Genomic DNA, 23,095 nt, shown 5'->3' on the forward strand with positions numbered 1-23,095 from the left:
TCGCTACGCTACATTGACATCTCTTTTAAGAACTTGTTGACCAGGTAAGCCTCACGGCCGGTCATCTATATATCGTTAAACTTCAGTTCGGAAAAGTCTTGTTCGTCTCTCCGTGTTTCCGTTTATCTCAATCTTGTTTTGTTGTTTGTGCAACATCCGCTGCTCCAACTTTTTGCCCTTCCTTTCGGTTGGGAGTGCAAAGGTAAGGATCTTTTCCGAAGTTCCAAATAAAATAAATTTTATTTTTTATTCTTCTCTTATCCACCGTCTGCTTTTCAATATGCCGATTTTAATCAGCTTTCCGTTCTTCCGATCCGGGCTGCAAAGGTAGCAATCTTTTCCGCTTTAGCAATATTTATTTTAAAATAAATCCTGCCCTTTCCATCTCTCTGCCATCTTTTCAACCAAACCCTTCCTCCGAAGCGGGATGCAAAAGTAGAAAAAATTAATGCTTCTGCAAAGATTTTACGCCGATTACCTGAAGGTTTAAGTTAACTCAATGGTTTTCAACACGAAAAAATTTGCCGCAGGACCAAACTTTTTGAGCGAAAGGATGTTTCGGGGCACCTGACCCAACAAACCTATCAGGTTTTTAAAACCTGATAGGTTTAAATAGGAAGCCCCTTGCCCGAAACTTCCGAAGTTTTCCCTGCGCCCGGCCGTTTAAAACTTCGGAAGACCCTGCCAGCTAAACCCGACAGCAGCGGCAGCTCCCGATTCTTCATCGGGACTATAGCGTATGGCGGGGACAAACCTACATAGTAGCACGAGAACTGCTTTGCTAAAAAACAAAAGCACTTTATACATAGTGTAGTAATAAAACCAGCGTGACCTGAATAAACTTCCGAAGTTATCCTTACACCTGTGTTCTTTAAACTTCGGAAGTCAAAAATATTTTATAAATTAGTTAGATGCTTCTGGTTAAACAATGGACTTCTGACTTATTTGGACTGCTATTCCCAAATTTATGCAATGCATGTGGCAATTCTTTGTTTCGCTACGAACAGTTGATTTGTTTAAAATGCTTACATGATCTTCCTTTTACAGATTATCACCAATATGCAGATAACAGGGTTGCCAAACAATTATGGGGCCGCTTACCGCTTAATGCCGCAATGGCCATGTTGTATTTTAGAAAAGGAGCGAAGGTTCAAAACTTAATTCACAACTTAAAATATAATGGCAGAACCGATGTTGGAATATTATTAGGCAATATGCTGGGCGAGCGGCTAAAAACCGGAATTCTTTACCAGGATATCAATATGGTTATCCCAGTTCCTTTGCATCGTAAAAAGTTTAAGATTAGGGGTTATAACCAAAGTAGCTTTATTGCAGAAGGAATTGCAACACAAATGGGAATCGATGTTAGCGAAGACCACCTTATCCGAACTACTTCAACGGAGAGCCAAACTAAAAAAAGCAGGTATAACCGGTATGAAAACATGAAAGATGTTTTTCAGGTAAATTCTCCTGAAGATATAATCGGCAAACATATTTTACTGGTTGATGATGTAATTACTACTGGTGCAACGCTTGAAGCATGCGCCAATACACTCTTAGCTATCGGGGCGGCAAAAGTGAGCATTGCGGTGCTTGCCTTTGCAGAATAATTACGGTTATACGGTTTAGGCGCTATTGTAAGTAGCCAAACATTTTTCTAAGTTTGATTTATGCGTTTAAGTATTGGTTTAGTGCTTTTAATTTCATTCTTTGGTTCAGCTTGCCGGAAAGGGGAGCGTATAACCACCGATCCGAATGCTAAACTAAATATCTCTAATAAAGAAGTATTATTTGATACCATTTTTACCTCTGTAGGATCAATTACCAAAAGAATAAAGATTGTCAACAAAAATAATGATGCGGTTAAAGTTTCCGAAATCAGATTATCAGGTGGCAATACTTCGGCTTTTAGCATTAACATTAACGGAGAACAAACGCAGCACAAAAATGATCTCATTATAAACGGCCGGGATTCTATAAACCTTTTTGTCAAAGTCTCGATCAATCCAAATTCAACTAACCTGCCCTTTCTGGTTCAAGATTCTATCATATTAAATACAAATGGGAATAAACAGGTAATTCAGCTTTTAGCTTATGGACAGAATGCTGTATTTGTTAACGAATCGACAATTAATGCCAATACCATCTGGACAAAAGCTTTACCTTACATTATTAACGGCTCGTTAACCGTTAAGAGCGGGGGCTCACTAACTGTCCAACCTGGAACTAAAATTTATTTTCACAAGGATGCCAATTTAAACATAGAAGGGAACCTGGTAGTTAATGGCAGCCTTACCGAACCTGTACTATTTTGTAGCGATAGACTGGAATACATATATAGCGATGAGCCCGGACAATGGAAAGGGATTTTCTTAAAACGAACGGGATATGGATTGATTAAAAATGCAATCATCAAAAATGCGTCTGTTGGCATTACCTCCGATTCTTTGTCCGTTAACAACAGTCCAAAATTAATTTTAAGCAATAGCATTGTTAAAAACATGCAGGTGGCGGCTTATATTGGGTATCACTCGGAATTGCTTGCATTTAATAATGTGATGTATAACTGCGGCAATTACTTAATATATGCGGTAGGAGGAGGAAATTACAACTTAAAACAGAATACTTTTGCTGCTTATAATTCAAATTTCCCACGTAAAACTGCCGCTCTGAGTTTTTCAGATTATTTATCGGCAAATGCTTATAACAAACTTCGGGTAGATTTAACCAATAATATCATATGGGGGAGTTTAACGAATGAACTGGATATCCAAAAAAAAACGTCTGCAATAGTGCAGGTCAATTTATGGAACAATTTAATCCGATCCACCAACAGCGTTTACACCAACAACGGCAATATTTTAAATACCGATCCTCTTTTCATCAATCAAGATCTGGAAGATTTTCGGGTATCTCCAAGTAGCATCGTCAGAAAAAAGGGAGCTGATTTAAGTACTGATCCGTATTTCTTTAATTACCTTAATCAGGATGCGAAAGGAAACACAAGAATTTCTCCCTCAACCTTAGGTAGTTACGAGAAATAACTTATTTTTTTTTATTTCTCAAAACAAAATGGCTATAAATTTCGTTTATATATTCGAGAGCGTTAATTTAGATGGTAAGGGTCGATATTTCTTCTAAAGAATATCGGCCCTTTACTTTTAAGGCAATTTATTCCCCCAAACGGTAATGGTAATCCTATACTGGCCATCCAAACCCAATAGAGTCTAGTCCCGATTGAAAATCCTACCCGTATGGACACAAATATTTAAGAATAGTCTAGGCGTTTTGCTAGCTTGCTTTAATAATTCACAGGTTTTACCGAAGAACGCCCGTCAATCCCAAGTGGCGGGAGAATCAAAAAAACAGGTACACAAAAGAACAAATAGCATTACCAAACCTGAAACGCAGTGGTTTTGTGTTCATAAAAGCTGCCTCAAAACTTTTACGAAAATTGAACACAAACCCCGAAGGGCTCAATCAGACCTAAGAAAACAAAAACAAGAACTGATTAAACGAAGTGCCACTGTTTTTTTGATGAGCGTGGGCGCTAGGGAGCCACATTGCTGGATTGACGAAGCGTTTTGATACTTTGGCGCTCCAAAGTATCATGCCCCGCGGCAAAGAGCGAAAAAAAATTAACATTTGTGAGTGAACAGTAGTTTTTTCGGGATAGAAGGTTTTTAATAGCATAAAAGATGCTGAAATAAATTCAGCATGACGATCGCCTTAGACAAAGGAGCAAAAAAATCCGGTCAGAGAAAGATATTGTCCAACGGTAGGATTGAAAATCAGGGCTATAGCAAGTAGGGAAGAAACCATCATTAGTATTACTGCTTTTGCTTTCTAATGATGAATTGATATCAAACATTTTATAATCAATAAGCTCATCACCGCACCTCATTAGCACAAACAAAAAAGCAGCTACAAATTAATGCAGCTGCCTTATTTATTTGTTTTGTTGTAAAATTATTCTACTGTTACCGATTTAGCTAAGTTTCTAGGCTGATCTACATTACAACCACGCATCACTGCAATATGATACGATAATAACTGAAGCGGAATAGTTGCTATAAGTGGTAAAAAGGCTTCATTGGCATCAGGAATTTCGATACAGTAATCGGCCATTTTCTTCACCTCCGTATCGCCCTGGGTTACAATCGCAATCACTTTACCTTTTCTTGCTTTTACTTCCTGTATATTGCTGATCACTTTTTCGTATGATGAATTCTGCGTAGCAATAAAAACCACCGGCATTTCTTCATCAATTAAAGCGATAGGCCCATGTTTCATTTCTGCTGCAGGATAACCCTCTGCATGGATATAAGAAATTTCCTTAAGTTTTAAGGCACCTTCTAAGGCTACAGGGAAACCACTGCCTCTCCCCAGAAACAAACAGTTGGTAGAATCTTTGATCTTTTCTGCAACTTCTTTGATCAGATCATTCGATTCTAAAGCCACCTGAATTTTTTCAGGGATATGATCCAGTTCGGTTAAAAGCTCGATTAATTTTGAAGTAGTAATGGTTCCTTTTTGTTGCGCCATATAAAAGGCCATCAAGGTTAGAACCGTTACCTGGGCAGTAAATGCTTTTGTTGAAGCTACGCCAATTTCTGGCCCCGCATGGGTGTAAACACCTGCATGGGTTAAACGTGGGATGGAGGCACCCGCAACATTACAGATCCCAAAAATAGTTGCCCCACGTTCTTTAGCCATCTCGATGGCTGCCATGGTATCGGCAGTTTCGCCCGATTGTGAAATGGCAATTACTACATCTTTTTCGGTGATAATTGGATTTCGGTATCTGAACTCCGAAGCATACTCCACCTCAACAGGAATACGGGCATATTCTTCGATCAGGTATTCGCCAACCAAACCTGCATGCCACGATGTTCCGCAGGCCACAATAATGATCCGGTCTATATTTTTTAATTTCTCTGCAAATTCTTTGATCCCACCAAGCTGAACTTTTCCTTCTTCAGGATAAATCCGGCCCCGCATACAATCTTTAATTGAACGTGGCTGCTCATAAATTTCTTTAAGCATAAAGTGATCAAAGCCACCTTTTTCTAGCATCTCAAGTTTTAACTGTAACTCTTGAATTAAAGGGGTTTGCACTACGTTATCCAATTGTTTAACTAAAAGGTCATTTTTGGTAATCAGGGCGATTTCGCCATCCTTTAAATAAATTACGGTTTTAGTATACTCAATAATCGGCGTAGCATCAGAGGCAATAAAATATTCTCCCGCTCCAACACCAATTACCATCGGACTTCCTTTCCTCGCCACAATTAAACGATCAGGGTGTTCTTTATCCATAATCACGATGGCGTAAGCACCGTTCACTTCCTGCAAAGCTAAACGAACCGCCTCTAAAAGATCAATATTTTCAATTTCCTGGATTTCTTCGATCAGGTGGATTAATACTTCGGTATCGGTATCGCTTTTAAACTCGTGGCCACGACTAGTCAATTCTTCCTTTAAGGTGGCGTAGTTTTCGATAATTCCATTATGGATAATAGACAGCTTACCGCCATTTGATGTGTGGGGATGAGAGTTCCGATCAGAAGGCACGCCATGTGTTGCCCATCGCGTATGCCCCATACCAATTGTACCAGACTTATCTTTGTCTTCGGCATATTCTTCTAAAACAGCTACTTTTCCGGCCTTTTTATAAATATGCTGGCCACTATCATTCATCAGTGCAATACCAGCACTATCATAACCCCGGTATTCTAATCTTTTAAGACCTTTCAATACAATCGGCCAGGCTTCTCTGTAGCCAATATAGCCTACTATTCCACACATAAGTTACATCATTTTATTGGTCAAATATATAAAACAAACGTTTGTTTTGCATCATTAGGCCGAAAAACTTACTTCACAAAAAAAAGCAGCTACAAATTAATGTAACTGCTTGTCTTAATGCCACTCTGGCCGGGTGAGTGTATAATTTTATTTATATAGTGGGAAGGCACTTACCAACTTAATCACCTCAGCTTTTACACTATTCAGGTTAGCTTCATCTTCCGGATTGGTTAAAACCTGGTCGATTAAATCTACAATCTTCTGCATTTCAGTCTCTTTTAAACCGCGTGTAGTAATTGCTGCAGTACCTACACGGATACCTGAAGTTACAAATGGCGATTTATCATCGAAAGGAACCATGTTTTTGTTCACTGTAATTTCTGCTTTCTCCAAAGCATTTTCAGCTACTTTACCAGTAATATTTTTATTTCGAAGATCGATCAGCATCAAGTGGTTATCTGTACCACCAGAAATAATGCCATATCCTTTAGCTACAAATGCTTTGGCCATTGCCTGTGCGTTGGCCGCAACTTGTTTAATGTATGTTCCGTACTCCTCGCTTAAAGCTTCGCCAAAAGCAATTGCTTTAGCCGCAATAATGTGCTCTAACGGACCACCTTGTGTACCAGGGAAAACCGCCATATCAAGCAGGTTACTCATTAAACGGATTTCGCCTTTAGGTGTTTTTAATCCCCATGGATTTTCGAAATCCTGTCCCATCATAATCATACCCCCACGTGGGCCACGTAAAGTTTTGTGGGTGGTAGTGGTTACAATATGGCAATGTGGAAGCGGGTTGGCCAACAATCCTTTTGCGATTAAACCTGCAGGGTGAGAAATATCAGCTAAAACCAAAGCACCGATTTTATCAGCTACTGCACGGATAAAAGCGTAATCCCACTCGCGGGAATAAGCAGATGCACCACAGATAATTAATTTAGGTTTTTCGGCTAAAGCAACTTCTTCTAATTTTTTATAGTCAATAAGTCCGGTTTCCCTTTCAACTCCATAAAATAAAGGTTGGTATAGTTTACCCGAAAAGTTAACAGGCGAACCATGCGTTAAGTGACCTCCGTGAGAAAGATCAAATCCCAATATTTTATCACCCGGCTGCAAAACGGCAAGCATTACTGCTGCGTTAGCTTGTGCGCCAGAGTGCGGCTGAACGTTTACCCATGCTGCACCGAACAACTCTTTTGCCCTATCGATAGCAATTTGCTCTACTACATCCACTACCTGGCAACCGCCATAGTAACGTTTTCCCGGTAAGCCTTCAGCGTATTTGTTGGTTAGTACCGATCCGGCAGCTTCCATCACCTGCTTGCTTACAAAGTTTTCTGATGCAATAAGCTCTAAACCATGCTCTTGGCGGTTTAACTCCTTATCAATAAGTTCAAAAATTTGGTTGTCGCGTGTCATCATTATATGAGGTTTGTATTTTTTTGGCAAAAGTAAGAATTTCAAATTTAATTTAGGCCGTATTAGGATAATGCTTTCACATTAAAGTTGTTAAAGCCGCTCCCAATGGTTATCTCTACGATTTGCTGCTGCAACATTTCTAAAATAGCCAGGAAATTATAAACGAAATGCACTTTATTCTCCGAATTTTTAAGCACCAAAGCAAAATCGATCTGTTTATTGATATCGAGCAGATTCGCAATAAAGTGTTTTTGCTGCTCGATAGTGTAAGGATATTGTACCACGGTGTGTTTAACCTCTTCGCTGCGCAGCTCATATTTCTGCATCGTCCGGTGGTAAACGGTTAAAAGTTTATAGAAATCCAATGATAAAAGCTCATCCTGGTGACTGGAAGATGCAGCGGCCAAAGTTAAATCGTATGCAATATTACCCCGTTGATCCTGTTTAAACCGTTCCTCTTCAAAAACTTTCATTTCTTCCGCGGCAGATTTAAATTGTTTGTAGGCGATAAGCCTTGCAATCAGGTCTTGTTCAGCATTAATTTCATTTCCGGCTTCATCAACCTCAATCCTTGGCAAAAGCATTTTAGATTTAATGCGCATCAGCGTTGCGGCCACTAAAATAAATTCGCTGGCCACTTCTACATTTAAAGCAAGGAGCTGATGGATATAGGCCAAAAAATCGTTGGTGATTTTGGCAATCTCCACATCCTGGATATTAAGTTCATCCCGCTCTATAAAGAACAGCAACAAATCGAAGGGGCCTTCGAATACCGGAAGTTTTATTTCAAAATTCTCTGCCTGCATGTGAAGAGACAAACATAACGAAAAATTTTAGCCCTTAATAATATAAACCCTAGCCTATTAACCACTAAACCCTAAAGTTAATGTCATTAATTTTAGAGTTTTACCACAGATGTACACAGATAAACACAGATCTATATCATAGCTGTGTTTATCTATGGTTAATTTTGCTTTTAAACCCAAAACGGTTTTCCTTAACCTTATCTGCTACCCCATAAACACAACTAAATGCCCATAACCCAATTGTCAATAACTAAAGCCATTTTACCACAAATAGAAACTGAGGTTTATCTGTGTGTATCCTTTTTATCTGTGGTTAATATTCCTTTTGCCTTAAACCTTAAGTTAATCTCATGCCACTAACCACTAAACCCTTAACCTTCATCCGCTAAGCCCTCAACGCCAACCGCTTAACGCTCAATAATAAACCACTATTTTTCTCTTCTATATTAAAACAAATTTGCCTTACTTTGTATCTTGTTTTTTACCATAAATTTCGAATGCAAGTAAAAGCTGGCCCCCTATTATCTAAAATCAACTATCCCGCTGATTTAAAGCAATATAGCGAATCTGACTTAGAACAAATAAGCCAGGAATTACGACAGTATATCATTGATGTAGTTAGTGTTAACGGTGGCCATTTTGGCGCCAGTTTAGGTGTTGTTGAATTAACAGTAGCCTTACACTATGCATTAAATACCCCTTACGACAAGTTGGTTTGGGATGTAGGCCATCAGGCATACGGACATAAAATATTAACCGGCCGCAGGGATTTATTCCACACCAACCGTGTATACGGTGGCATTAGCGGTTTCCCAAAAATTTCGGAAAGCGAGTATGATACCTTTGGTGTAGGCCATTCTTCTACTTCCATTTCGGCCGCTTTGGGTATGGCGGTGGCCTCGCAGTTAAAAGGCGAAACAGACAGACAGCATGTGGCTGTTATCGGCGATGGCGCCATGACAGCTGGTTTAGCTTTTGAAGGGTTAAACCATGCAGGGATCGAAAACAGTAATGTGCTGGTGATCCTGAATGATAACTGCATGTCTATCGATCCGAATGTGGGTGCGCTTAAGGAATATTTAACCAGCATCACCATTTCAAAATCATACAACCGTTTCCGTGATGATATTTCTCATGTACTCACAGGGCTTTCTAAACTAGGCCCTAATGCTCATAAGTACGTTAAAAAAATAGAAAAGAGCATTAAAGGAACCTTACTAAAACAAAGTAACTTATTTGAAGCTTTAAACTTTAGGTATTTTGGTCCTGTTGACGGACATGATGTAAAACGTTTGGCGCAGACCATAAAAGATTTATCTGCTATTCCTGGTCCTAAGCTTTTACATTGTGTTACCGTAAAAGGTAAAGGTTTTGCACTGGCAGAAAAAGATCAGACCAAGTGGCATGCACCAGGTCTTTTCGATAAGATTACCGGTGAAATCAAAAAAAGCACTCCAGATAAGCCACAACCACCAAAATACCAGGATGTTTTCGGACATACCATGGTAGAGCTGGCTGAGGCGAATGATAAAATTGTAGGTATTACACCTGCTATGCCATCAGGATCGTCGTTAAATATTATGATGAAAGCGATGCCAAAACGTGCATTCGATGTAGGTATAGCAGAGCAACATGCCGTAACTTTCTCGGCTGGTTTAGCTACACAAGGATTAGTTCCGTTCTGTAACATCTATTCAAGCTTTATGCAAAGGGCATACGATCAGGTGATCCATGACGTAGCCATTCAAAAACTAAACGTAGTGTTTTGTTTAGATAGAGCCGGCTTGGCAGGTGCTGATGGGGCAACACACCATGGTGCATATGATATTGCTTACATGCGTTGTATCCCGAATTTAGTAATCTCTTCTCCGATGAACGAGGAAGAATTGCGAAACCTGATGTTTACTGCTCAACAAGAAAATGTGGGGCCATTTGTAATCCGTTATCCTCGCGGTAATGGTGTAATGCCCGATTGGAAACGACCATTTAAAGCATTGGAAATTGGCAAAGGACGCAAGATCTGTGACGGCGAAGATGTAGCCTTATTAACCATTGGTCACGTAGGTAACTTTGCCGTTGAGGCACGAGCCGAATTAAACAGCGAAGGTTTTTATCCGGCACACTACGATTTACGTTTTGTGAAGCCATTGGACGAGCAGCTATTACATGAAGTATTTGCTAAATATAAACATGTAATCACCGTAGAAGACGGCTCATTACCTGGAGGCGTAGGCTCTGCAGTATTGGAGTTTATGGGCGATCATGGTTATAACGCCAATGTAATCCGTTTAGGTATTCCAGATCAGTTTATCGAACATGGCGAACAAGCGGAACTTTGGGCCGAATGCGGTTATGATAAAAACGCAATTGTAGCGGCCGTAAGAAAAGTTGCTGTAAAAAGAACAACAGATAGTATGGCAGGGTAGAAGAAGCCTCCATTATGTTTTGTCATTCTGAGCGCAGCGAAGAATCTCAATGATACAAATAAAGATCCTTCCTATCGTCAGGATGACATGTAAATTAACAAAAGAGCCTCAGTTATCTTATTAACTGAGGCTCTTTTTATATCATGTAGTCTACTAAAAATCAGAATACAAATTCCTGAACGAACTCCGTAAACCGAAAGTAATTAATCCGGTTGTATTTTTACCTAAACTGTTACTTTCTCTTCTAACCACACCACCTAGTTCTAAGCGTAGGTTGTATTTCGGGTTAACCACATAGGCAACTTTTCCCTCAGCATAAAAAAGGTCTGTGCGAATCCCTTGAGTGGTGTAATTCCCAATAGGCTGTACCGCGTCAGTATATGGCTCGAAAATATTCTTACCATAGTTCTGCCCGGCGATATCCAGACCATACTTAGCATACATCAATTCTCCGCTAAAATCAAAGCGTTTGTAAGAGTAGTTTAACAAACCAACAAGCTCTCTAAAGTTAGCGCCAAAAGGATGTGCTAGTGGCTCATTATAGTTGGCGTAATTGCCAATACGGGTTCTGGAAGAAAATGTATAGGGTTTAGCCGTATTGTATTCCAATAAATAGTTTAATCCTTCTACATGAAAAACATCTGCTCCCCGCAATCCTAACTGCCAACCATATTTATTTCTGGAGCTACCTGAGCTAGAAAAGAAATTTTTAGCCTCAAACTCATCTAATGAAAACTGTCCGTAAGCTACCAGTTCCTTTGCAAATTTATATTTACCAGTAAAACCCAATAAAGCATTGTCCGGAGAACCACTAGAAGCTTCTACTGGTCTTAAGAAAATAATTGGATTAGCATAACCCCAGTCAAATCCTCTTCTATTCCCGGCATCATCAGTCTGCGCCCAAATAATAGAGTCGAAAAATCCAATTGATAATTTATTGTTAACGTTCCAATCGAGATAATGAAAAATCCCCCCTTTTTTACGGTTGCCCGCGTCGTAAGATAATTTGGTCGCACCTGGATCCTGCATAGATGTCCACATCACCATATATTGTACATTTCCCAAATTCCCGGTCAATTTTAAAAAGGGAGTTGGAGATGAAAAGTCAGATAACAACAAAGAACGATAGCCATCACCAATAAAAGTTTTATCATAACCTGCAGTAATATTCAAATATTTTATAGGTGTATAAGATACTGTTGCGGTCACATACGACCAATCTTTGGTTAATTTACCAAAGCTCCTATCGTAAGATTGGCCTGGCACAACTTTAGTTTGGTTTACATAATTATCATAATAAGCTGCAAAACGCCCTTGATTCTCAAATCCGCTGGTGTAGAAAGAAAATTTCTTTCCTATTGTACCACCAACCTGGTAACCACGGGTATTTAAATAGGTAGTTTTTTTACCCGATGCATCACGACCGATCTGGAAGTCTGGCAAAAAATCTGCATAAACGGTATAGTCTTCTTTCTGAATATCCAATAGATGCTCTTGAAATAATTTTCTCGATACCCACGATTTTCTGGTTGAGTCTGTGCCAATGCTTAACAACATGTTACTTTTGTCACGCAGCAAACTATCATCAATAAAAAAAGGCTTTAAAGCGCTGTGAATCCTTGTATTTGGATTATAAACCTCTCCACTTAATTTCTGGTAAAATTGGAAAGAATAAGGTTGATAAACAGCTTGAGCACTTAACTTGTGAATGGAGGCGACTAAAAATAGGAGGAATAAGATTTTCTTCATCTGGTAAATTTTAATTCAAAAGGCAAAGAACGTTATTAATTATGAAATTAACGATCCTCTCCAAATTTCGATAAAAGAAAAGCCCCTTCGGGCTTTAAAGAACTATAATTGTGTTATCGGAGTACTTACATCCCAAAGATCAACAGGATAGGTTTGTGTATTAGAAAGTTTTAACAGCTCTTCCTTCACTATAGCTGCATCTTCCTTAAAGGTAACACCGAACCATTTGGCATCTGTAGCAATAACTTTGATACGCGCTTCACCGTTTGTGATTAATTGATCAGCTACTTCTGGTATAAGAAACTCTGCTTTAAGCTCATCCTTATTTTCTGATAAAAATTGATAATATTTATCTTCCATCCAATCAATAAAAGCAGGTGTAAAACAGAAAAAGTTCATGCTCACTTGCGTATCCGCGGCCAAGATCTGCTGTTGATCTTTTTCCAGGCTAACAATTTGCCCATCTTTTAAAATAATCTCTCTTCGCTCATTGATAGAAACAATGTCATCTGCTGCATTGGTTTTAATCTCGCCCCTGGTAACAGCGCCAAACTCACTTACCGTATTCTTTAATTTATATCCAAGGCATGCAAATAAATCATCCTGAATCTCTTGGGTTAAAAATGTATCGGCTTTATTAAAGGCATCCAAACCATAAAAGTCATCGGCGTTAATTACGGCAAACGGCTCACTCACCTTACCTTTGCAACAAAGTAGCGCATGTGCAGTACCAAAAGGTTTTGTTCTTTCTTTCGAAAATTCAATATCATTGCTAAAGCTTTCCAGCGACTGATAAGCATAATCAATTTCAATTTTACCGCTTAATTTAGGTTCAATTTGCGCAGCAAAAGTTTTAGCAAATTCTTCGCGGATGATAAAAATCACCTTACCAAACCCCGACCTGATGGCATCATAAATGGAATATTCCATAATGGTTTCACCACTAGGTCCGAAAGATTCTGTTTGTTTATTTCCTCCATATCGGCTGGCCATTCCAGCCGCCAGAATAATTAAGGTAGGTTTCTTATTGTTATTCATTGATTACTAAATTAAAAAGCATTCTCTTCACCTTTAGCCATATTAATTACGGTCATAAAGATAATCTTAACATCCAGCATAGCACTCCAATTCTCCAGATACCAAATATCGTGTTCTACGCGCTTTACCATTTTATAATCTTCTTTGGTTTCGCCACGGTAGCCGTTTACCTGTGCCCAGCCCGTTATTCCAGGTTTTAAAAAATGGCGAACCATAAACTGATCTACGATACCTTTATATTGCTCGGTATGGCTTAACATATGGGGACGGGGACCTACCACACTCATATGTCCCATGAACACATTAAAAAATTGGGGCAACTCATCTAAGCTTGACCTTCTAAGAAATTTACCTATCGGTGTAATCCGGTCATCATTTTTGCTCGCTTGTCTTTTATCACTATCAGCATTCATCCGCATGCTTCTAAACTTAAAACACCAAAAAGGCTCATCATCACGACCACTTCTTAGCTGTTTAAATAAAACCGGACCTTTACTTTGCATTTTAATTAACAAGGCAATAATCGGATATAACCAGCTTAGTACAAAAAGAATCACCAAACCACTGAATACCACGTCAATAACCCGTTTTTTGAAGCGGTTATGGATTTTCTCCAAAGGTTCTGAACGTAAAGAAATTACTGGAAATTCATTACCCAAATAACTTACTGTATAAGGAGATAATAAAGCACCACTAATATCCGGAATAAACTTTAAGCGTACACATTGACGCTCTGCCTCTTCGGTTAATAACGTCATATCCGCCATCCGCTCTGGTGCAATGGTTACATAAATATCCTTAATCCCCTTTTCGACTGCCATTTTAAACTGGCGTCCTACCATATCAGAAATCTGACCATTACGGTCTAAATAATCCTCCGGCACGTCATTAATAAAACCGTGAAATTCGATATAACGCTGCTTTTCAAAATAACTTGCTAACTGTAGTCCTGTCGCATTGTTGCCCATTATAGCAACTGATTTAACCCCACGTAAATGATTAAATAATAAAAACTGAAAAGAGGTACCTATAAAACGGTTCACCAAAAACAAAATGGCCAACATCCCATAGAAAATCACTAAGAAGGATCTAGAGAAATCATTTTGTTTAGAAAAGAAAAGATAAATAGAAAATAAAACCGCATGTAAAACTACACTTTTCCAGGTTCCACGATAGATCCGCTCGATTCTACGCGACCCATATTCACTATAAAGACCAAAGCTTGTAGTGCTCACAATCCAGATCAGATTACACACCACAATATAATGCCATTGTAGTTCAGAACTTACCGCTTTTCCCATATAAGCCGTAAATTCGTAGGCAAAAAAGTACACAATATTGACCATAATCAGGTCAGTAATCGGTAAAATATATTTGAGTATAAATAAGTAACGTGTTTGCATAGGCTTAAAGGGAAAACTTAAACATTTATTTCCTGCTTTTGTTTTAAATGAATCATAATGAACAAAATTGATGCCCAAAATCTAAATTCAAAGTTAAAAAATCATTACCAAAGTGAAAATCGGTAATAATCACACAATATAAGCTTTAAAAACCCTTCCAATGAAAAGAAGTATCTATATAATAATAAATAGTCGACTAGTCGTGCAAATACGTAGATACAAAAAAAGTTTACAAATATGTAAACTTCTTAATATTATTTGGCTTAGTATACTAAGCATATTTTATTCCGTGTTCGTTAACCATATCCTTAGCTACTTGCTTAATTTCCTGTTCTTCCGATTTTGGATAAATCAAAAGTACATCACCATCATCAACAACAATGTAGTTATCCAATCCTCTTATTACCGCCGCTTTATCATTGGGTAAGTGTATAATGCAATTGTTTGTGTCTTTCAAATTAATCTTAGTAAGATTAACCATATTATTATCGAAATCTTTTTCTCCAACCGCATGTAAAGAAGCCCAGGTACCCAAATCAGACCAACCAATATCAGCAGGAATAGTGTATACATTATCAGCCTTTTCTAAAATGGCGTAATCGATAGAGATATTAGGACTTAAAGGGTAATTTTCAGCAATAAAATTAGCCTCTTCAGGTGTATTATAAAAAGGCAAGCCACTTTCAAACAGCGCAGTTATTTCGGGAGCATATTTCTCAAATGCTTTCTTCAAGGAACCTGCTGACCAGATAAATATTCCTGCATTCCAAACATAATCTCCACTTTGTAAATATTCCTCTGCCTTAGCCAAAACGGGCTTCTCCATAAAAGCATTTACCTTTTTAATCTCGATTGATTTGTCTTGATACTCGATACTCGATTCCTCATACTGTATGTACCCATAACCAGTATCCGGTCTAGTCGGTGTAATACTCAAGGTTAGTAAGGCATCATTTTTCGAACTAAAATCTAAAGCAAGCGCGATCTTATTTAAAAATACATCTTCTTTTAAAATCAAATGATCTGAAGGTGCAACTACAATATTGGCATCGGGATTTAACTGACCAATTTTATAAATAGCATAAGCAATACAAGGTGCAGTATTGTTACGGCTAGGTTCTAACAAAATATTAGCCTTTAAAATAGCTGGCAATTGTTCGGTGACTAATTCCGAATAACTTTCATTGGTTAATATGAATATTTGATCATTTGGGCAAATGTTTAAAAATCGCTCATAGGTTAGCTGTAATAAAGATTTCCCAATTCCTAAAATATCAATAAATTGCTTTGGGCAAGCATTACGGCTTTTTGGCCAAAAACGGGAGCCAACACCGCCGGCCATAATTAATACATAATTATTTTTGCTCATTATATTTTTGCAATACAAATTTTTCAAGCTCCTCTTTGAAGACATTTTCATCGAATCTTTCCGCGTTTGATCTAATAAAAGCAGGGTTAAACTCAAGATGTTCAGATAGTTTCACAGCCTCAATAAGACTTTCTACTGTCTGCTCCTTGAAAAAAATTGCGGTGGCCTTAGTTGCATCATTAGTGAAAGGGATCATGGTTTCTAATACGCCTCCAACGCCGTAGGCTATCACCGGCCTTCCCGATGCATTTGCTTCGAGGGGTGTGATCCCATAGTCTTCGTGTTGTGGAAAAATAAGTGCTTTACAATTGGCATATAACTCAGCAAGTTCTTCGCTTGAAAGGCCCTTTCTGAAATCAATATTATTCTCCGCAAGCTGCTTTAATTCTTCAGCTTTCGTACCATTACCTACAACAATTAATTTTAAGCCGAGTTTATTGAAAGCTTCAATTGCCAGATCAGCCTTCTTATAATATTCAAGACGGGAAACCAAAAGATAATACTCTTTAGGTTTGCTGGAAACATGAAAGTTTTTTGTCTTTACATCTGGGGGGATAAGTTTAATATCTGTTACACCATAAGCATCTCTGATACGTTGAGCAGTTTCTTCAGTCATGCCTAAATAATAGTCACCCCTCTGAGCAGCCTTTTTATCAATTTTTCTTAAAACTCCGACAACCTGATTAAATATCCATCTTGATATGCCTTTTGAGGTATTATATTGGCTATAAGAAGTCGGATTCCACGCGAGTCTAAAAGGGGTATAAGTGTAAATAAACACTAAAGCATTTCTATCAATATTTACATATTTAGCACTATGTGTATTTGATATTAGAACCACATCATATCCATGAACTTTCAATGCTTTCATGGCCATTACACCAAATGGAAAGTATAGTCGCTGCATCCATTTGACGCTTTTAGAAAGAAATTGAAGTTTGGAGGTAGTAATCTTGTAATCCCTATATTCAGGATAAGTACCCTCTGGGTTGTAAGCAAGTGTAAAAACATCAGCTTGAGGAAAAGCCTTAAGCATTGTCATCACCACTTGCTCTGCCCCACCTCTTCTCATCAATTCATCATGGACAATCGCTACTTTCATCATATAAAGTTGTTATCTTCTTCGTTAATTAATATTTCGAGAACATCAAAAAATGACTTATCATATTCCCAGCCTAAAACTGTTTTTGCCTTATTGTTATCACCAAACATATCTTCCATATCAGTAGGTCTAAACAACGCTGGATCCTCCACTAACTTATCTTTTGAAATGCTAAGATAATCCATTGTGTAGGTTATAATATCCCTTAAATAAATAGACGTTCCAGAACATATTAAATAATCATCAGCTTTATCTTGCTGCAAAGAAAGCCACATGGCTTTAACATAGTCTGGAGCATAGCCAAAATCACGTTTCACATCGATGTTACCAACCCTAAGCTCATCTTTCAGGCCTTTCTTTATTTCCAATGATGTTCTGATCACTTTCTTAACAAAAAAGTTCGGGCTGCGTAAATACGATTCGTGATTAAACAAAATACCATTGACGCAAAATACTTTGTAAGATTCTCTATAATTAATACCAATCCAAAACCCTGATGCTTTTGAAATCGCATAAGGACTTAGAGGATGCATCGGCGTACTTTCCGTTACTGGTAAAGATTTCACCTGACCAAACATTTCACTGCTACTGGCCTGATAAATTTTCGTGTCTAATTGCAATAAACGTACACTCTCTAGTATATTAAGAACAGATTGTGTATTATAATTTAATGTACCTATGGGTTGTTCAAAAGAAATACCTACCGAGCTTTGAGCTGCTAAATTATAAAATTCGTCAGGCTTATATTTTAACAAAACCTTAATAATACTTGAAAAGTCTAATAGATCACATTCTTCAATTACAATATCATTTTTAATGTTTAAATACTTGAAATTTTTTGTACTAAAATTATGACTACTTCGGGTTAACCCAACAATTGTATAATTTTCACGAGACAGCAGCTGTGCCAAATAACCACCATCTTGCCCCGTGATCCCAGAAATAATAGCTATTTTCCTTTTCATTTTACATATATTATTCAAACTGTCTTTTGATGTAAAATCCGTTTTCTTTCAACAACTTTTCTTTTTTGAAATGATCAACATCAGCTGCTACCATCTCTTTTACTAAACCTGCTAAATCGTATTTTGGTTCCCAACCTAATTTAGTTTTTGATTTTGTAGGATCGCCAATTAACAAATCAACTTCTGTAGGTCTAAAATATGTAGCATCAACTGCAACAACAGTAGTGCCAATCTCAACCTTGAATTCAGGATTTGAACAAGAAATTACTTTACCAATTTCATCAACGCCTTCACCTTCAAAACCAACAACAATGCCCACTTCTTCAAATGCCAATCTCACAAACTCTCTAACTCTTGTAGTCACACCAGTAGCAATTACGTAATCTTCAGCAACGTCCTGTTGCAAAATTCTCCACATAGCTTCCACGTAATCTTTAGCGTGGCCCCAATCTCTTTGAGCATCAAGGTTTCCCAAATACAATTTAGATTGCAAGCCTTGAGCAATTTTAGCTACAGCTCTTGTTATTTTACGAGTCACAAAAGTCTCTCCTCTTAATGGACTTTCATGATTGAATAATATACCGTTACAAGCGAAGATATTATAGGCCTCCCGATAGTTTTTAGTAATCCAAAAACCATAAATCTTTGCTACGCCATACGGTGAACGCGGATAAAAGGGTGAATTTTCATCATAAAATCCTCTATCATTTTTATTTTCGGGCATGCCACCGTATAATTCAGAAGTAGATGCCTGATAAACCTTAGTCTTTTTTTCTAAACCTAAGATTCTTACCGCTTCCAATATCCTTAAAGTTCCAATACCATCTACATTGGCTACGTATTCGGGAGAATCGAAAGACACTTTCACATGGCTCATAGCACCTAAATTATAAATCTCATCTGGTTGAACTTCCTGAATAATCCGTATTAAATTAGTAGAATCACTAAGATCACCATAATGCAATTTAAAACGAACATTATCTGAGTGAGGGTCTTGATATAGGTGATCTATTCTATCAGTGTTAAATAGGGAACTCCTTCGTTTGATACCGTGAACTTCGTATCCCTTTTCTAATAATAATTCTAGAAGATAGGCACCATCTTGACCAGTTATCCCCGTTATTAAAGCTTTTTTCATTTTTTTTATTTTATATATTTTTTATGCCTCTTAACCAATACGCAGTATCAATATATAATACCACTTACTCAAATCCGATTAATATTAAGTTAATTGTTATAAATCTCAAGAATATTCTCTAAATACTTACTTTCGGAAAACTGGCTGAGATTTCCTTTTGAGGAATTGTCATCATTCATTTGTTCTCGAACTATTTCTAGACAATTTTTCAAAGATAACCAATTGTTTTTTTCAAAATGATTACCGCCACCAACAGCATTGGCAATTTCAACCATCCCACCTAAATTTGTAGTGACAATTTTCAACCCTGCATTTGCAGCTTCAATAATAGACATCGGAGCATTTTCATACCAAATTGACGGAAGTATAAATACGTCAAAATTTGGCAGCACTTTTAGAAGAGCTTCTCTATCCATAATCCCTTTAAATTCAATTACTGAATCTAATTTACTATTAATTACCTGCTTTTTCAGAGATTTAGATTCTGGACCCGCTCCTATTATAGTAAGTCTAAATTTTATCTCCTTTATGTGGCTTATCATTTCAATTAATTCTTTTAAACCCTTTTCTATCGAAAGACGGCCAAAAAAAACTATTTCCATTATTTCTTTTTTAGACCGTTGGCGCAACAATGTTGTTGAAGATAGAGTGATGGGATTTCTAATAACCTTAATTGTTTTATTGATGTGCCTATCCAAAACTTGTTTAAGAAAAAAACTAGGTGTAGTAATAATATCTATGGCATTGAGGTAATCATTATCAATGTACGCATTTTTCCATTGCCTTTTTTTTAACCAATTGTGAACAAAGCCTCTCTTATCTATATTTTTTCGCCTTATCTCAGACCATTCAGCAGAAATGTCAAAATTTTCAATTTTGCCATTGTGAAAATAGTAGAAACCACTATTCGGACAAACTAAATGATAGTCATGTGCGGTATAAACGACCTTGATGTTACCACCTAACCTTTTAAAATCAAGTATTGCTCTTAAGATTGAGGGTGATAATAAATGATAATAATTATGCAAATGAATTACATCATATTTTTCATTAACTAACTTATCGAAAAGAACATTATAAGATTTTTTTGAGTAAATATATGAGAAAAAATTCGGTTTGCTATGAATATCCTCCCCTGATAGAAAATGTATATCTAACATAGGACTCAATATTGCAATCTGCATTCTAACAACAGATTCTGCTCCCCCGCCTAATATATGGTCGTTAATTATTAATACCTTCATTATTTTTTATTATTCTTGCTGGATTACCTACAACAATACTGTTCGCTGGGACATCTTTTACAATGACAGTTCCTGCACCTATGATCACATTGTCCCCAATTTTAATATCGCCAATAATACAAACGTTTGCACCAATATCCACATTATTTCCAATATCAGGGCATTTTGTATAGCTTCCATCCAAAGTTTGCTTGTTCCCTATAGTTGTTGAGTTACGAAGCGTGCAATTTGAACCAATTTTAGTTTCACCATTGATAATCAAAGATTGTCCGTGATAAATCTTTAAGTTTTGTCCGGCATTCATATTCCATGACAATTCGGTACCAAAGCACCACTCAATTATTAATCTATACATTATTAAATAAAAGAAAAATAATACCGTGAGTAACTTATTATGTCTTATAAAAAAAGCTAGGCGGTAACAAAATGTTATAATCCTTCCTTTAGCATTTCCACTGTTAATTTTCCAATCTTGAAATACCATGTAAAGTTTTCTTTTTGTAAATTTTAATCAACATCTTCCTTAATAAACTTGTAAAAAATATCAACAGAAGAATTTTGTATATATATATTACTCCATACCACTGTACTCGCAGTTGCATAACGACGATCAATATGAAAATCAATGTAAAAATTTGTGTTCTCCGTTTGTAAACGAATTTAATAAAGAGACTCCATACAAACACAATAAAAATCAATCCGGGAATTCCAGCAATTAACAAGCCTTCTGTATAATACAATCCTCCTCCAGGATTAGTCATTACATTTTTACTTAAAAAAATTGAATAGTTATAATCAGATAAAACTCCCCCATACTTACCTGGTAAAGCCCCAAATACAGTGTTGAACATAAGGGCAGAATTAGTGCCCTTAGCTATAAAGTAATCCACACCGGTTAAATACACATAACATACGTCAACCGCAGTTTGTTGAGATATCAGGGACGAAACAACAAATGGAAAATTAAATGCTTGACCTGCTCTCTGAGCATCGATAAAAATAGCAAAAAGAAACATCCCAATAACAATTGGAATAACTTTCCATAAACTAACTTTACGGGTGTTGTTTCTCTCCCCTATTAAAAAGTGTAAAATTAATGCTAGCAAGGCATCAACCCTTTCTCCTGAAAGGATTACAAAAATCAAAAAAAGAATATGTAAAATAGATGTTAATTCAAATTTTTTATCTTTCGAAGTTAAAATCAATACAGAGAAAAGGATTGCAAAAATCCCTGACTGTATTCCTACATCAATATTAAATGCTCTTGTATAGCCAATAACAGCTGAGATTAAATATAGGAATGGAAGAAGCATCTTATATTTAAAAGGAATATCTATCCTTATCATTCTCCATTCTTTATTTCTAATTGAATATAGCGTGATAAATGTCACTAGGTAAGCAAGGCAAGAGGTATAAAATGCAAACGACTTAGTTTCTCCGTCGAAGTAATCGTAAAAAACATTAAGTACTCCTCTCATTGGGAGATTATACTTGTAGCCACATAAAATGAATGTTGGGTAGATTGATACAAGCAAGATAAGTTTTAAAAAAATATTCTTAAACAAGAAAATACCCAAAATCATTATAACTATTAAAGAAATATCAATTATCATCCACATCAGCTATAATTTCGTTTTTGATTTATATTAAACCTTATTATTTCTGTAATAGAAAATTTTTTAAGCTGCTTAAGTTTAAATCTCAATATATCATTTACTCTATTAGTAATTAATAGGTAAATAAATACACGATTATGAATAAGTAGATTTAAATAATCAAAATTCTTCCGGTTTCTAGTGAAATTATCCTCGAATTCATTTATCATATCCATAAGTCCTCCAATAGGGATATTTCGATTAATTACAGAACGCTCCCTACTCGTTATAATCGCTAAGATATCAAGAGAATTAGTTGATAATTTTATGTTAAGGTTTTTTGAAAGGCATTTGATAATCTCAATAAAAATACTTTTATCCTTCTCAATATCTAACTTGTATCCGGCGGTTACATTATTGGAATGTCTTCGATACCACAATAATGGCTCATCTAAATTATTGAAAATGAAATTATCTGCCAGTTTTGCCCAAAGAGCATAATCTTCATAACCTTTATAATTTTCATCATATGAAAACCCCTTATCTAATAAATACGATCTAAAAAACAAAGTGGGATGCATTATCGGATTAAAACAAAAAAGGGATTCAGTGATTTTAGTATTTGACTGCGGCACATACCTAATTTTACTCTTAATTTCATTCCCGAAAATTTTTATCGCAGTGCCTAATATGTCGGTCTGAGGATGATTAAGCATAAAATTTAATTGTTTTTCCAATCGTGTTGGGAAAGCAATATCATCACTGTCCATTCTAGCGATATATTCTGCATCAGAACTAATGGCTAACATTGAATTCAAAGAAAAGATTAACCCCTTATTTTCTACATTATTAATTATTTTGATCCTCGGGTCGGTAAAAGTTTCTAATAGCGCGAGGCTCTTGTCAATAGATCCGTCATTGACGATAATAAGATTCCAATCTTTAAAGCTTTGACCAATAATACTGTTAACAGAATCCATTATATATGGTTCCTGATTAAAAACAGACATTATAATATTAACTTTGGGCATAC

The 23,095-nt window shown here is 36.8% G+C and carries 17 protein-coding genes; 3 read left to right on the forward strand and 14 right to left on the reverse strand.

What is annotated here, in order from left to right; translation table 11 throughout:
• Positions 1–911: 911 nt before the first annotated feature.
• On the forward strand, positions 912–1,610 hold the full coding sequence (locus tag ACTJKN_RS26655; protein ID WP_440828657.1) for a ComF family protein: 699 nt from the start codon (positions 912–914) through the stop codon (positions 1,608–1,610).
• A gap of 60 nt (positions 1,611–1,670) precedes the next feature.
• Positions 1,671–3,044, forward strand: a complete 1,374-nt coding sequence (locus ACTJKN_RS26660) for a hypothetical protein (RefSeq protein ID WP_440828658.1) — start codon at positions 1,671–1,673, stop codon at positions 3,042–3,044.
• Positions 3,045–3,969: 925 nt separating this feature from the next.
• Here the strand turns inward: ACTJKN_RS26660 and glmS are convergent.
• The 3 genes from glmS to ACTJKN_RS26675 all read right to left on the reverse strand — a co-directional run bounded on the left by glmS (position 3,970) and on the right by ACTJKN_RS26675 (position 8,033).
• On the reverse strand, positions 3,970–5,808 hold the full coding sequence (glmS, locus tag ACTJKN_RS26665; protein ID WP_440828659.1) for a glutamine--fructose-6-phosphate transaminase (isomerizing): 1,839 nt from the start codon (positions 5,806–5,808) through the stop codon (positions 3,970–3,972).
• Between the two features lie 147 nt (positions 5,809–5,955).
• Positions 5,956–7,227, reverse strand: a complete 1,272-nt coding sequence (glyA, locus tag ACTJKN_RS26670; RefSeq protein WP_440828696.1) for a serine hydroxymethyltransferase — start codon at positions 7,225–7,227, stop codon at positions 5,956–5,958.
• A 62-nt stretch (positions 7,228–7,289) separates the two neighbouring features.
• Positions 7,290–8,033, reverse strand: a complete 744-nt coding sequence (locus ACTJKN_RS26675) for a segregation and condensation protein A (RefSeq protein WP_440828660.1) — start codon at positions 8,031–8,033, stop codon at positions 7,290–7,292.
• A gap of 497 nt (positions 8,034–8,530) precedes the next feature.
• On the opposite strand from ACTJKN_RS26675, the gene dxs reads away from it, so the two are divergent.
• On the forward strand, positions 8,531–10,459 hold the full coding sequence (dxs, locus tag ACTJKN_RS26680) for a 1-deoxy-D-xylulose-5-phosphate synthase (protein ID WP_440828661.1): 1,929 nt from the start codon (positions 8,531–8,533) through the stop codon (positions 10,457–10,459).
• A 153-nt stretch (positions 10,460–10,612) separates the two neighbouring features.
• On the opposite strand, the gene ACTJKN_RS26685 is transcribed toward dxs, so the two are convergent.
• The 11 genes from ACTJKN_RS26685 to ACTJKN_RS26735 form a co-directional block, all read right to left on the reverse strand.
• The gene (locus ACTJKN_RS26685; RefSeq protein ID WP_440828662.1) at positions 10,613–12,208 is read right to left on the reverse strand and encodes a gliding motility protein RemB; all 1,596 of its coding nucleotides are present in this window, start codon (positions 12,206–12,208) and stop codon (positions 10,613–10,615) included.
• Positions 12,209–12,310: 102 nt separating this feature from the next.
• A complete protein-coding gene (locus ACTJKN_RS26690) occupies positions 12,311–13,246 on the reverse strand; it encodes a nucleotidyltransferase family protein (protein ID WP_440828663.1) in 936 nt (311 codons plus the stop codon).
• Positions 13,247–13,257: 11 nt separating this feature from the next.
• A complete protein-coding gene (locus ACTJKN_RS26695) occupies positions 13,258–14,649 on the reverse strand; it encodes an undecaprenyl-phosphate glucose phosphotransferase (protein ID WP_440828664.1) in 1,392 nt (463 codons plus the stop codon).
• Positions 14,650–14,920: 271 nt separating this feature from the next.
• The gene (locus ACTJKN_RS26700; protein ID WP_440828665.1) at positions 14,921–16,069 is read right to left on the reverse strand and encodes a mannose-1-phosphate guanylyltransferase; all 1,149 of its coding nucleotides are present in this window, start codon (positions 16,067–16,069) and stop codon (positions 14,921–14,923) included.
• Positions 16,005–17,123 (reverse strand): glycosyltransferase, encoded by a 1,119-nt coding sequence (locus ACTJKN_RS26705; RefSeq protein WP_440828666.1) that lies wholly within the window; start codon positions 17,121–17,123, stop codon positions 16,005–16,007. Before ACTJKN_RS26705 ends, ACTJKN_RS26700 begins: the two co-directional genes overlap by 65 nt.
• On the reverse strand, positions 17,120–18,085 hold the full coding sequence (locus ACTJKN_RS26710) for a GDP-mannose 4,6-dehydratase (protein ID WP_440828667.1): 966 nt from the start codon (positions 18,083–18,085) through the stop codon (positions 17,120–17,122). The genes ACTJKN_RS26705 and ACTJKN_RS26710 overlap by 4 nt, the downstream gene beginning before the upstream one ends.
• A gap of 10 nt (positions 18,086–18,095) precedes the next feature.
• A complete protein-coding gene (gene gmd / locus ACTJKN_RS26715) occupies positions 18,096–19,223 on the reverse strand; it encodes a GDP-mannose 4,6-dehydratase (RefSeq protein WP_440828668.1) in 1,128 nt (375 codons plus the stop codon).
• A gap of 89 nt (positions 19,224–19,312) precedes the next feature.
• Positions 19,313–20,467, reverse strand: coding sequence for a glycosyltransferase (locus ACTJKN_RS26720; RefSeq protein ID WP_440828669.1), 1,155 nt, complete (start codon positions 20,465–20,467; stop codon positions 19,313–19,315).
• The gene (locus tag ACTJKN_RS26725) at positions 20,448–20,951 is read right to left on the reverse strand and encodes a serine acetyltransferase (RefSeq protein ID WP_440828670.1); all 504 of its coding nucleotides are present in this window, start codon (positions 20,949–20,951) and stop codon (positions 20,448–20,450) included. Before ACTJKN_RS26725 ends, ACTJKN_RS26720 begins: the two co-directional genes overlap by 20 nt.
• Positions 20,926–21,945, reverse strand: coding sequence for a hypothetical protein (locus ACTJKN_RS26730; protein ID WP_440828671.1), 1,020 nt, complete (start codon positions 21,943–21,945; stop codon positions 20,926–20,928). The genes ACTJKN_RS26725 and ACTJKN_RS26730 overlap by 26 nt, the downstream gene beginning before the upstream one ends.
• 140 nt (positions 21,946–22,085) lie before the next feature.
• Positions 22,086–23,093: a glycosyltransferase gene (locus ACTJKN_RS26735; protein ID WP_440828672.1), complete on the reverse strand. Its 1,008-nt coding sequence runs from the start codon at positions 23,091–23,093 to the stop codon at positions 22,086–22,088.
• Between the last annotated feature and the right edge of the window lie 2 nt (positions 23,094–23,095).

Source organism: Pedobacter sp. 22163 (genome assembly GCF_052045595.1).
Classification (GTDB): Bacteria; Bacteroidota; Bacteroidia; order Sphingobacteriales; family Sphingobacteriaceae; genus Pedobacter.